The sequence below is a fragment of the Thermalbibacter longus genome (assembly GCF_023806485.1).
Taxonomy (GTDB): Bacteria; Chloroflexota; Chloroflexia; order Thermomicrobiales; family Thermomicrobiaceae; genus Thermalbibacter; species Thermalbibacter longus.
In genome coordinates this window covers 79,913-91,837 of record NZ_JAMSLR010000012.1, presented here as the reverse complement: position 1 = coordinate 91,837, position 11,925 = coordinate 79,913, and the positions used below count along the sequence as shown (strand labels likewise).

At 65.6% G+C, this 11,925-nt stretch carries 10 protein-coding genes; 3 read left to right on the top strand and 7 right to left on the bottom strand.

Features of this window, described 5'->3' with window-relative positions; genetic code table 11:
* Positions 1–265: 265 nt before the first annotated feature.
* The 4 genes from NET02_RS14005 to NET02_RS13990 form a co-directional block, all read right to left on the bottom strand.
* Positions 266–832, bottom strand: a complete 567-nt coding sequence (locus NET02_RS14005; RefSeq protein WP_284058050.1) for a copper chaperone PCu(A)C — start codon at positions 830–832, stop codon at positions 266–268.
* Between the two features lie 35 nt (positions 833–867).
* Positions 868–1,491, bottom strand: a complete 624-nt coding sequence (locus tag NET02_RS14000; protein WP_284058049.1) for an SCO family protein — start codon at positions 1,489–1,491, stop codon at positions 868–870.
* A gap of 10 nt (positions 1,492–1,501) precedes the next feature.
* The gene (locus NET02_RS13995) at positions 1,502–2,146 is read right to left on the bottom strand and encodes an SCO family protein (RefSeq protein ID WP_284058048.1); all 645 of its coding nucleotides are present in this window, start codon (positions 2,144–2,146) and stop codon (positions 1,502–1,504) included.
* A gap of 607 nt (positions 2,147–2,753) precedes the next feature.
* On the bottom strand, positions 2,754–3,647 hold the full coding sequence (locus NET02_RS13990) for a M55 family metallopeptidase (protein ID WP_284058047.1): 894 nt from the start codon (positions 3,645–3,647) through the stop codon (positions 2,754–2,756).
* A gap of 993 nt (positions 3,648–4,640) precedes the next feature.
* Between NET02_RS13990 and NET02_RS13985 the strand changes: the two genes are divergently transcribed.
* The 3 genes from NET02_RS13985 to NET02_RS13975 are packed head-to-tail and all read left to right on the top strand — an operon-like array spanning position 4,641 to position 9,133.
* Positions 4,641–6,578 (top strand): PrkA family serine protein kinase, encoded by a 1,938-nt coding sequence (locus NET02_RS13985; RefSeq protein ID WP_284058046.1) that lies wholly within the window; start codon positions 4,641–4,643, stop codon positions 6,576–6,578.
* Between the two features lie 37 nt (positions 6,579–6,615).
* On the top strand, positions 6,616–7,773 hold the full coding sequence (gene yhbH / locus NET02_RS13980; protein ID WP_284058045.1) for a sporulation protein YhbH: 1,158 nt from the start codon (positions 6,616–6,618) through the stop codon (positions 7,771–7,773).
* Position 7,774: 1 nt separating this feature from the next.
* Positions 7,775–9,133 carry a SpoVR family protein gene (locus tag NET02_RS13975; RefSeq protein WP_284058052.1) on the top strand — a complete coding sequence of 453 codons (1,359 nt, stop codon included), beginning with the start codon at positions 7,775–7,777 and terminating at the stop codon, positions 9,131–9,133.
* Positions 9,134–9,180: 47 nt separating this feature from the next.
* On the opposite strand, the gene NET02_RS13970 is transcribed toward NET02_RS13975, so the two are convergent.
* From NET02_RS13970 to mltG, 3 genes are all read right to left on the bottom strand, one after another.
* Entirely contained in the window at positions 9,181–9,927 is a 747-nt protein-coding gene (locus NET02_RS13970) for a prepilin peptidase (RefSeq protein ID WP_284058044.1), read from the bottom strand.
* An 83-nt stretch (positions 9,928–10,010) separates the two neighbouring features.
* On the bottom strand, positions 10,011–10,856 hold the full coding sequence (aroE, locus tag NET02_RS13965) for a shikimate dehydrogenase (protein WP_284058043.1): 846 nt from the start codon (positions 10,854–10,856) through the stop codon (positions 10,011–10,013).
* A gap of 5 nt (positions 10,857–10,861) precedes the next feature.
* Entirely contained in the window at positions 10,862–11,908 is a 1,047-nt protein-coding gene (mltG, locus tag NET02_RS13960) for an endolytic transglycosylase MltG (RefSeq protein ID WP_284058042.1), read from the bottom strand.
* Positions 11,909–11,925 lie beyond the last annotated feature (17 nt).

Genomic DNA, 11,925 nt, shown 5'->3' with positions numbered 1-11,925 from the left:
TGCAGTGCCATCGCAGGCCTCCAGCTCCAGTATAGCAGGGGCCCCGACCGCCCGAGAATGCGTACGGACTGCCCGCAGCACCGCCGGCCGGGCCACACTGCCCTGGATCGCACCAGGCAGGCCTTGCCTCCTGCCCAGAGGTTAGTGCGGAATGTGGCGCGACAGCACCGGGAACGAAGCCACCGGCTGGCGGCTACCGAGGGCACGTCGAGGCGAGCGGGCCAGCCAGTCTCGACCGGCCCGCTCGCCTGGTCGGGGGTGGACGCTACGGCTGCCGCACCTCGGCCACCACCTCCATCTCGCCCGCGCGCTCGAAGCGGAGCGTGACGGTCACGCGGTCACCCACCTCGAGATCGCGCTTCAGCCCGATGAGCATGATGTGGAGCCCGCCCGGCTTCAGCTCCACGTCGCTGCCAGCCGGCACCTCGATCGCCTGCACCGGCTCCATCTTCATCATGCCCCCGTCCATCGTCGTCCGGTGCAATTCGACTGTCTCCGCCACGTCGCTCTCGGCATGGAGCAGGCGGTCCGTTTCCTGTCCCTGGTTGCGAATGACCAAGTAGACCGCGCTCGTCGACATCTCACCTGCCTGGGCCGACGGCCGCGCCCAGGGATCGAGGATACGGATCAGTGCCTCCCCCGTACCGGAGCTACTTTCGTCCTGCTCCGGAGCCGTGGGGCTGGACGCCATCCCGAGCCTCGACGACGGCGTCGGTGACGGTGAAGCCGCTGGTTGACCCGCCTCACCGCACGCGCTGAGCGCTAGCAGAGCCACCACAACCACGGCGAGAACGACCGCTGGCCGCGCCAGCAGGCGCCGGTGTATCGTCATGATCTTGCTCCCGTACGTCCAAACGGTTGACCGTGCTAGTCGCGCCGCAGCAGATACCGCACGTCCTCGGCGAGCTGCTCGGCAGTCAGATCGTATGGGGCCAGGATACGCAGGCGACCCTGGCGGTCGAGGATGAAGCTCGACGTCGTGTGTTCGACCAGGTAACCGAGCGCCGTGTCCGACTCGTAGGGCGCGTAGTACACCCCGAACGCCGCTGCCAGCTCCTGGATCGTCGCCTCGTCTCCGGTCAAGCCGAGGAAGTCAACCCCGTACACTTCGAGGTACTCCCGCAGCCGGCCGGCGGTATCCCGCTGGGGATCGACGGTCACCATCACCACCTGGACATCCTCGGCCCGCTCACCGAGCAGCGCTTTCACGCGCGCGAACTTGCTCAAGGTCATGGGACAGGCGTCGGGGCAGGTGGTGTAGCCGAAGTAGACGAGAACGACCTTCCCGCGGAAGTCCTGGAAGCGGTGGGCCTGGCCATCCGAGCCCTGCAGCGGCAGCTCCGGCACCGCTTTCGGCGCCTCCAGCTCCAAGCCGTTGACCGAACCCACACCGGTTGCACTGCGCCACCACCAGCCGGCGACGCCGAGCAGGGACGTCGCAAGCAGGCTCACGGCGGCGACGAGAACGATCTGTTGCCTCGACCAACGCATCGCAGACTCCTCACGGCACTCGGCAGGTAAAGAGGTGCAACCCCTCATAGAGCAGTCGCTTCGGCCCGCGCGCGCTCGCGAGCTCTCTCTCCAGCACCGCCAGGTCGTCCTTCACCGCTGAACTCGCCGGCAAGGGAGCTCGGTAGACCGCGCGCACGATGCCGGCCGGATCGACGAGCACCAGCGTTGGCTCGATACTGGACGCTCCCGTTCCGCCAGCTAACACCGGCACCCGAAACCCTTGCCGAGCCAACCGCACCGCCGTGTCATCACCGCCCAGCACGAGCCAGTTTCCACTCGATGGCCGCGCAACCGAGGCGATCGCTCGGATCTGTTCCAGGTCTGCGGGCTCGGCGATGATCGTCACCAGCCGCACTGGCACTGTTCTCCCGCGCATGGTCTCCGGCTCGAGCGTGCGCAGGAGGTCGAGTGTCGACGCGCAAGACGTGTCACACCTGGCGCCGACGAACGAGTAGAGCACCATCGATCCGAGCAAGTTGTCACCGGACACCGGCTGCCCGGCCGGGTCGGTGAGCTGGAAGCTCGGCGCCAGATCGAGTCGCGGCAACACGCGCGGCGGCTCAGCCGCGAACACGATGAACACCCCGAGGATCAGGAGCAGGGGCGGGCCAGCAAGAAGCAGCTTCGTAGACATGCGCGACCCCTCTTCGCCTGGCCGGAATCGTAGAGTACCCAACTTTTGCTGCCGTCGCGCCGCCGTTCGGCGCTACACGACCGCTTGCCTAGGCGGGGGAGTGAGGGAAGGTCCGAGGTGCCCGAACAGGCGCTGACACCAGCAGGACAGCAGTACCGAACGCCCGAAGGAGAAGAGGACGATGGTTGCCACCCAGATCGCGAGTCCATTGGCCCAGGTCAGGGGATCAGGCCAGCTCTGTAGCACCTCGCCATCAGCTCCCTGCCCCCCAGAAGACGAGGAGTGCTGATAGACATGCCCATGGCGATGAGCGTCCCCGCCAGAGGCATGCGTGTGCCCTGGGAGCTCGAACAGGGCATGGGCATGCGGCAAATCGGCACCACAGCGGCAAAACGATGGGGTTGCCAGCAAGCCGAGAACCAGCAGCCAGATCGGCAGGCTCGCCAGTAGCACTGCGAGGAACCGCTGCGGTGAGAAGCCCGTGTACGGCACGTCCAGGATCACCCACGAGGGTTGGCCCCCTTCCTCGCCCGGGGCCCAGCAGGATTATAGCCACTCGCGCGATCCCCAAAAGGTCCCGCCACGCTCGATGATGGGCACGGGGGCATCATCTGCTCGGCCAGGGACCCGCACGCCGGAGTTGCCCTCGTCGGCGCGCCCGCTCTCGCTCCAGAATGAGGCCGGCCGCCGGGTCGGCAGCGATGGCTTCCAGCAGCTCGCGCTGCTCTTCGGAACGCATCAGCGCCGTAAAGACATCGATCAGGTCGATCAGCGCCTTGACGCTCGGGAGCCTCACCCGCAGCGATCCGTCCTCCAGCGACACGCCCGGAATCCGCGCCGCCAGCTCGGTCGCGCGCTGGAGTCGCACCAGGGCTTCGACCGGCCGGGTAGGGCGATACACCCACCACCGGTCAGGACGTCCCAGCACCCGCGCGACCATCTCCCGCAGGGCTCGATGCGCCTGCTCGACCGGGAGGGCCGTGGCACGGTCCCAGGTGACCGCCTGCTTGACGGTCAGTGTCGGTGTCTGATCGAGCCAGGTCTCGGCTTCCAGCGACGTTGCCCGGTCGCCGGTGACAAGGCCGATCGGAATCTCGTGCTCGCCGGCCCACCGGCTCAGCAGCGCCAGCTCGCCGGCGGGACGCCCCTCGAGCGTCAGGGCGAGCCCACTGGTCATCGTATGGCTCAGGAACGCATTCTCGGCACCGGCCATGGCGTGGAAGCCGCTGAGGATCGCCACGTCATAGCCGCGCCCGAGATCCTCCGGGACGACCGCGATGCGCGGATGCAGCAAATCGGGCCGGAGATTACCGCCACCGCCATGCCAGTCGATGACCGAGACGGAGACCGCGCCCGCTTCGAACGCCGCCTCGGCCAGCGCGTTCACCTCGGCGGCCATGAGCTGCACCCCACCAGCGTAAGCTGGGTGAGTACGGACCGTTGCTTCGTAGGTCTCGATGCCGCTGACGCCTTCCATATCGGCGATGATCAGCACGCGCACGGCGCCGGTCTCCCTTCGCTCGCTCGCCTAGCATACCAGGGCAGGCTGGTGCTGCTGGTGGTGCCGGGGGTCACGCTCAGGTATACTCTCGGCACACCCCAAACTCGACATAATGTCGAGCTGTGCATGTTAACAAGCGACGAGGGTGTCTTCCCATGCCGCTCCCATCCGGCATGACGCAGAAGCGATCGAGGGTGCCCGCGCAAGACCGGGCGTCATCGACTGCGAGCGAGTTACGGCAGCACGACCGACTGCGGGGGCGAGCTCTGGCTGCCTGGGGCGTGTCCGCCAGAGGAGTGAAATCCTGTAACTCTCCGCACGGCACCGTCCGGTCGCCACCGGGCAGTTCCTGATGCCGTTAAGGCGCGTAGATTGGGCCGACTTGCTGGTAGCCCTCCAGGTGTAGTACCGTAGTTCTAGATCTCCTGAGGTGGCGGCTGCGGGCGAATCCAACTCGACCCGTCCGCCGTTATAGATAGTGTAAGACCCGCACGTTCCATTTCAGTTTGGCTCCGCTCGAGCCATACCCCGGTCGGGAGTCCGCGGTTCCCGCCTCGCCTGGCGCTTGCCTCCAGAGCGAGAGTGGCACCTGGCGCCTTGCCAGCCGGGGGGCTGGGCGAGAGGGGGTGGCAGCACAGGGTTAGCGTCACGCGCGAGCGTTCACGGCGATCGATGGCGAACGCGGTGCGTGCGTACAAGATGATTTCGTCACGCTTGTGGGAAGAGCGTGATTGTACCCACCGATGACCAGGCTACGGTGGGCATTCTCCCAGCTTTACAAGGCGTCGTCTGGGTACAGGCCAGCGGCCTGTGTTGATCCGGCGTTGTCGAATCGGCCCTGAGCGCGTCTTTCTCAGGGCTCGTTAGGTGATCGTTACGGAGGAGCAGCCGATGACGTCGAACGGTCGACGATTCATCGATGCAACTGGGCACGAGGGCACGAGCGCCGAGCGACGGAACAAGCCACGCGTGCCTACAGAGAGAGGAACAGTGATGGGACTCATCGAACGACTCGAGGCATACCGGGCCGAAGAGGAGCGGCTGAACTGGGAGGGCACCTTCGCCGACTACTTCGAGCTGGTGCTCAAGAACCCACAGGTTGCTCAGCTCGCGCATGCCCGGATCTACAACATGATCATGGATGCCGGCGTCGAGCAGTTGGACGACGGCCGGATCCGCTACGCCTTCTTCGCCGACGAGATCTTCGGTCTCGAGAAGCCGCTCGAGCAGATCGTCGAGTACTTCCGTTCCGCAGCGCAGCGGCTCGAGGTACGCAAGCGCATCTTGCTCCTCATGGGGCCGGTGGGCGGCGGAAAATCGACCATCGTCGCCAAGCTCAAGCGCGGGCTCGAGCAGTACACCCGTACTGACCGCGGCGCGGTCTACGCTATCAAGGGCTGCCCGATGCACGAGGAGCCGCTCCATCTGGTCCCCGAGACCATCCGCGACGAGCTGATGCGGGAGTACGGGATTTACATCGAGGGCGAACTCTGCCCGTGGTGCCGGTTCCAGCTCGAACGAGCCGAGCGTGGGCCCAATCACCCCTGGAGCCGACCAGGCCAGCCGTTTACCGGCCGGCACGAGGACGTGCCGGTGACACGCATCGCCTTCTCCGAGAAACATCGCATCGGCATCGGCACCTTCACCCCCTCGGATCCCAAGAGCCAGGACATCGCCGAGCTGGTCGGCGGCATCGATCTGTCGACGATCGGTGAAGTCGGCTCCGAGTCCGACCCCCGGGCCTACCGGTTCGACGGAGAGCTGAATATTGCCAATCGTGGCCTGGTCGAGTTCATCGAGATGCTGAAGGTGGACGAGCGTTTCCTCTATGTCCTGCTCACGCTTTCTCAGGAGCAGAACATCAAGACCGGGCGCTTCTCGATGATCTACGCCGACGAGGTGGTAGTTAGCCATACCAACGAGCACGAGTACAACGCGTTCGTCGGCAACAAGCGGAGCGAGGCGCTGCAAGACCGGATCATCCTGGTCAAGGTGCCGTACAACCTGCGCGTCTCCGATGAGGTGAAGATCTACGAGAAGCTGCTCAGGCAGAGCGCGATCCAAGATGTCCACATCGCTCCGGGCACGCTGGAGACCGCCGCGACCTTCGCCGTGCTCTCCCGCCTGGAGGAGAGCAAGAAGGCCGGTATGACCCTGATGAAGAAGCTCAAGCTCTACGATGGACAGTCCGTCGAGGGCTACACGCAGCAGGACGTGCGAGAGCTGCAAGAAGAGGCAGTGCGTGAGGGGATGGACGGCGTCTCGCCGCGCTACGTCATCAACCGGATCTCGGCGGCGATCGTGCGCGACGGCGTCACCTGCATCAACGCGATCGACGTGCTGCGCAGCCTGCGCGATGGGTTGGAGCAGCACACCAGCATCACCCGCGAGGAGCGGGAGCGGCTGTTGAACCTGATCGCCGAAGCACGGCGCGAGTACGACGAGATGGCCAAGCGCGAGGTCCAGCGGGCGTTCGTCTACTCGTTCGAAGAGTCGGCCCGCACGCTGCTCAACAACTACCTGGACAATGTCGAGGCGTACTGCAACAAGACCAAGGTGATCGATCCGATCACCGAGGAGGAGATGGAACCGGACGAGCGGCTGATGCGCTCGATCGAGGAGCAGATCGGTATCACCGAGAACACTAAGCGGCAGTTCCGCGAGGAGATCCTGATCAAGATCTCGTCGCTGGCCCGGCGGGGGCAGAAGTTCGACTACACCTCGCACGAGCGGCTGCGGGAAGCGATCGAGAAGAAGCTCTTCGCCGACCTGCGCGACGTCGTCAAGATCACCACCTCGACCAAGACCCCGGATGCCGATCAGCTCCGGCGGATCAACGAGGTGATCGACCGGCTCGTGCAGCAGCACGGTTACTGCCCGGTCTGCGCCAACGAGTTGCTCAAGTACGTCGGTGCGCTGCTCAACCGCTAGCGTGGGGCTGAGCGACGCTTGCGAGGGTGGTGCAGCCATGTTCTCGATCTCACTGACCCGTGACGATTGGTCGTTGCATCGTAAGGGCGCCATCGACCAGGCGCGCCACATGCAAAAAGTCAAGGAGGCGATCAAGCAGAACCTCGCTGATATCGTCAGCGAGCAGTCGATCATCACCAGCGACGGGAAGAAGCTGGTGCGCGTCCCGATCCGGACGCTCGAGGAGTATCGCTTCCGCTTCGATCCGAACAGCTACCCGCAGGTCGGCCAGGGCGAGGGCGGCTCCAAGGTCGGCGACGTGATCGGCCGGGTCGGCCCAGGCCAGGGGCCGGGCCAGGGGAAGCAGGCCGGCGATCAGCCGGGGATCGACTACTACGAAGCTGAGTTGACGGTCGAGGAGCTCGGCCAGTTGATCTTCGAAGACCTGGAGCTCCCGAACCTGGAGGAGAAGCGACTGCGCGAGCTGGAGTCTGAGGCAGTCCGCTTCACCGATATCCGCAAGCACGGCCCCTTCGCGAACCTGGACAAGAAGCGGACCATTCGGGAGAACATCAAACGCAACGCCAAGCGCGGTAACCCGCGCTTCGGCGAGCTGAAGAACGACGACCTCCGCTTCAAGACCTGGGAGCGGGACGTCAAACGCGAATCGAACGCCGTCGTGATCGCGATGATGGACGTGTCTGGCTCGATGGGCACGTTCGAGAAGTACATCAGCCGGGCGTTCTACTACTGGATGGTGCGCTTCCTGCGCACCCGCTACGATCATGTCGAGATCCGCTTCATCGCCCATCACACGGAGGCGAAAGAGGTCACGGAGGAGGAGTTCTTCACCCGCGGCGAGAGCGGTGGTACTCGTGCCAGTTCGGCCTACCAGCTCGCGCTCCAGATGATCGAGGAGCGCTTCGATCCGGAGTCGTGGAACATCTATCCCTTCCACTTCTCCGACGGCGATAACTGGCCTTCGGACAACGATCTCTGCCGCCGCTTGGCCGAGCAGTTGATCGAGCGGAGCAACCAGTTCGGCTACGGCGAGATCCGGCAGGGACGCTACACCTACCAGAGCACGCTGATGCACACGCTGGAGCGCATCAATAGCCCGAAGCTGGTCACCGTGACCATTAGTGACAAGGTCGATGTCTACCCGGCGCTTCGCCGGTTCTTCGGCCCTGAAGCCCGGGAGGTGGCGCGTGTCTAAGATGACACCAGCCCAACTGGCCCAGCTCGAAGCGCGAATCGCCGAGGTCTGGGAGGTCGGGAGTCGCCTCGGCCTGCGCCCCTTCCCGACCCACTTCGAGATCGTGCCGGCCACCGTGATGTACGAGATCGGCTCCTATGGGATGCCGGGCCGCTTCTCGCACTGGACTCACGGTAAGGCCTACCAGGTCCAGAAGACGCTCTACGACTACGGCCTGAGCAAGATCTACGAGCTGGTCATCAACACCAACCCGTGCCACGCCTTCCTGCTGGACACCAACACGGTGCTCCAGAACACGCTCGTGGTAGCTCATGTGCTGGGGCACAGCGACTTCTTCGCGAACAACGCCTACTTCGCCCGCACCTCCCGCCGGATGCTCGATACCGTCTCGCTCAACGCCGAGCGGATCGAGCGCTACGAGTTCGAGCACGGAGAGACCGAGGTCGAGCGGCTGCTCGACGCCGTCCTCTCGATCCAGGAGCACGTCGATCTCTACGCCTCCGACGAAGAGGACGAGCCAGCAGAGACACCGACGGCTCGGCAGCCGAAGCCGTACGACGATCTCTGGCGTTACGACCGCTCGGCAGAGCCGAGGAATCCCGACCCCTCCCCGCGGCGCAGCCGGCGCCGCCCAGCCGAGCCGGCCCGCGATCTGCTCGCCTTCATCCGGGACCACTCGCCGATCCTCGACGACTGGGAGCGAGATGTGGTCTCGATCGTGCGGGCTGAGATGCAGTACTTCATCCCGCAGATCCAGACCAAGGTGCTCAACGAGGGCTGGGCGTCATACTGGCACGCCCGGATCATGCGCGAGCTGGATCTCTCTGCCGATGAGCACCTCGAATTCGCTCGCCTGCACGCGGCGATCTTGCAGCCATCGCCACGCCGGCTCAACCCGTACTATCTGGGCTACCAGATGCTCCTCGATATCGAGCGGCGCCACGGCGAGCGGCACCTCTTCGAGGTGCGCGAGGTCGAGAACGATATCTCCCTGATCCGCAACTACCTGACCCGGGAACTGGTGGACGAGCTCGATCTCTACCTCTACGAGCGCCAGGGAGATGAGCTGGTGATCGTTGACAAGGACTGGGAGGCCGTGCGCGAGCGGCTCATCGGCGAGCTGGGCGGCAACCAGACGCCGGTGATTCTGGTCGAGGATGGCGACTACGAGGGCAACCTGGAGCTCTACCTGCGCCACTCCTGGGACGGGCGCAAGCTCGATCTCGACTGGGCCGAGAAGACGATGGAGCATATCTACCGGCTCTGGGGCCGGCGGGTCTGGCTCGAAACGAGAGCGGACGACGAGTCCCGCCTGGTCTTGAGCTACCATCCCCGCGAGGGACACAAGCAGCACCGGTGATCTTACAGGCGTTGCCCTGGCTGTAGCCACCAGGGCAGCGCCTCGCCTCAGCCGGCCGGCCCCCAGAGGAAGAGGGCCACGATCGTACCGGCACAGAGGTAGGCACCGTACGGGATGTAGTCCATACGGCCTTTCCGCCGCAACGCGACGAGCAGGAGACCGATGACAGCGGCCGCAGCCATTCCCAGGAAGAGCGCTGGCACGACCCCTCGCACCCCGGTCATTGTCCCGATCAGCCCGGCCAGCAAGATATCCCCGGCTCCGAGCGCCGCCCGCCGGTAGAGCACGATACCGAGCAGGAAGAAAAGGCCGAAAACCGTGGCTGCGCCCAGCCCGGCGACAGCCGCCGAGAAGAGCGTCGCCGGCGATTCCAGCGTCGCGAGCAGGAGCGCGAGCCCGATGCCCGGCACGATCGTGATGGTGAAGATCAGGTGGTGTTCCCAGTCGATCCGCAGGATCAGCAGGAGCAGCAGGCTGAACAGTGCTACGGCCAGCGCGTCCCGCGTCGTCCCGTAGCGCAGCAGCGCCAGCGCGCTCAGCAATGCCCCCGCGATCTGTGTCACCAGCGCCGCTCGGCGGTCGTCCCGCCCGCAGCGCGAGCAGGCGCCGGGTCGGATCAGCCAGGCAGTCCCCCGCACCGGCTCGCCCGCGCAGGAGGCACAGACCGGCGGGCCGAGAACCGTCTGCCCGGCCGGTAGCCGTGTCGCGATCGCATGGATGAGCCCTCCAGCGAGATACCCCGTGACCCCCGCAGCGACGACCGCCAGGGCGAAGAGCGCCGTACCAGCCGGCATCTGGCCGTCTCCATCCCACCACACGCTCTTGCAGCTCTATTCTCGCCGGAGGCTGGGCGGCGCGTATGACCCGAAAGTCACGGTCAATGCGCGGGCTTCTCGCGCGCCCGGCGGGCAGCCAGCGCTGCCTGCCACATCACCGCGAGCGGTGGCTCCTGGCCAGTCCAGAGCCGGAACGACTCCGCACCCTGATGCACCAGCATGCCGAGACCATCGATCGTCTCCAGGCCACGGCGCCGCGCCGCCTGGAGGAACGGCGTATCGTGGTAGGTGAGGTCGTAGACGAGCGCGGTCGCCGGGAGCGCCTCCAGCAGCGCGGCGTCGAGCGGGAGCGACACCCCGTCCCAGCCGACACTCGTGGCGTTGACGAGCAGGCCGGCGCGCGTCAGGTGAGATGCCAGCCGATGGTCGAGCGACGAGGCAACTGCCCCGAACGCTGCTGCCAGCTCTCGAGCCCGTTCAGGCGTCCGGTTCGCGACGACCACCTGCCGGCAGCCCGCCTCTCCCAGCGCTACCAGGATGCCGCGAGCGGCACCGCCAGCACCCAGCACGACGACCACCAGCTCGGCGAGCGGCACTCCGCGCTCGCGCAGCGGCGCCAGAAATCCCGGCACATCGGTGTTGTCGCCGTAGAGCGTGCCGCCGCGGTTGACGACGGTATTGACAGCGCCCGCCCGCTGGGCGCGCTCGGCCACGTGATCGACGCGGGCGAACGCAGCACGCTTGTGCGGCACGGTCACGTTCGCCCCGAGCACGCCCGGCGCTCGGAGCGCGCGAAAACGCTCATCGAGGGATTCCGGCGGAGTCGGCCAGAGCTCGTAGCGCGCCGGGATACCCAGCGCGTCGAAGGCGGCCTGCTGGAAGGCGGGCGAGAGGCTATGCTCGACCGGGTAGCCGATCAAGCCGACGGCGAGCGGCGGGCCGGCCATCGTGTCTATCCCCCATGCTGCTCGTTGATGTTGCGCAGGTGCTCCTCGTAGGTAACGGCGAAGACGTGGCCGCCGGAGCCGTCACCCTTGACGACGAAATAGAGATAGTCTGTGTCGGCCGGGTTGACAGCGGCCTCGATCGAGGCCAGGCTCGGATTGCAGATCGGCCCTGGGGGATAGCCGGTATTCTGGTACGTGTTGTACAAGCTCCGTTGCTCGATGTCTTGTGGGGTGATCTGTGGCCACCAGTTCCCGGCCTGGCCCACGACGTACTGCACAGTCGGATCCGCTTGCAGCGGCATGTTCTGGCTCAGGCGGTTGTAGAAGACCGAGGCGATGATCGGGCGCTCCTCAGGGATGACTGCCTCCCGCTCGACGATGGACGCGATGGTCAGAACCTGGTGGAGGGTCAAGCCCCGCTCGGCAGCTCGTGCCCGCAGCTCGGGCGTTACCCGGCGGCCAAAGGTATCGAGCATCGTGCGGACGATGTCCTCGGGCGTCGCGTCAGCCCGGAATTCATAGGTGTCGGGGAAGAGGTATCCTTCGAGACTGGCGCCGGGTGGGAGATCGCGCAGGAAATCGTACGTCGTCCGCCACGATTCCCCCTGCGCCGCATCGATGAACTCCTCTGGCGAGGAGATGAGACCGATCTCGACGAGATGTTCAGCATACTCCTCAAGACGCCAGCCTTCCTGGAAGCGCACTTGAACGACTTCGATCGGCTCGGAGGTCGTGAGCGTTTGAATGATCTGATTGACCGACATACCGGTATACAGCACGAAGCGGCCCGCCTGGATCTTGGTGTCGGCGTTGCTCAGCCGCATCCGCAACTTGAAGTACGTCGGGGAGCGGATGAGTCCCTCCTCTTGCAAGCGCGCGGCGATGCTGTCGACCGACTCGTCCGGCTCGACGACGAACGTCACCGGTTGCCCGACGTTGGCGTTGGACTCCTCCAGGTAGCGCGCGAGCGTGCGCTGGGTCGTCACGACGATCACGGCCGCCAGGACCAGGATGGCGGCGATCTTGAGAGACTGGACCATCAACTTGAGCAAACTGGTTCCCTCCGGGG

Bases quoted from the DNA above. Each gene is read 5' to 3' on its own strand.
- NET02_RS14005 (WP_284058050.1), bottom strand. From the start codon at position 832: ATGACGATACACCGGCGCCTGCTGGCGCGGCCAGCGGTCGTTCTCGCC.
- NET02_RS14000 (WP_284058049.1), bottom strand. From the start codon at position 1,491: ATGCGTTGGTCGAGGCAACAGATCGTTCTCGTCGCCGCCGTGAGCCTG.
- NET02_RS13995 (WP_284058048.1), bottom strand. From the start codon at position 2,146: ATGTCTACGAAGCTGCTTCTTGCTGGCCCGCCCCTGCTCCTGATCCTC.
- NET02_RS13985 (WP_284058046.1), top strand. From the start codon at position 4,641: ATGGGACTCATCGAACGACTCGAGGCATACCGGGCCGAAGAGGAGCGG.
- yhbH (WP_284058045.1), top strand. From the start codon at position 6,616: ATGTTCTCGATCTCACTGACCCGTGACGATTGGTCGTTGCATCGTAAG.
- NET02_RS13975 (WP_284058052.1), top strand. From the start codon at position 7,775: ATGACACCAGCCCAACTGGCCCAGCTCGAAGCGCGAATCGCCGAGGTC.
- NET02_RS13970 (WP_284058044.1), bottom strand. From the start codon at position 9,927: ATGCCGGCTGGTACGGCGCTCTTCGCCCTGGCGGTCGTCGCTGCGGGG.
- aroE (WP_284058043.1), bottom strand. From the start codon at position 10,856: ATGGCCGGCCCGCCGCTCGCCGTCGGCTTGATCGGCTACCCGGTCGAG.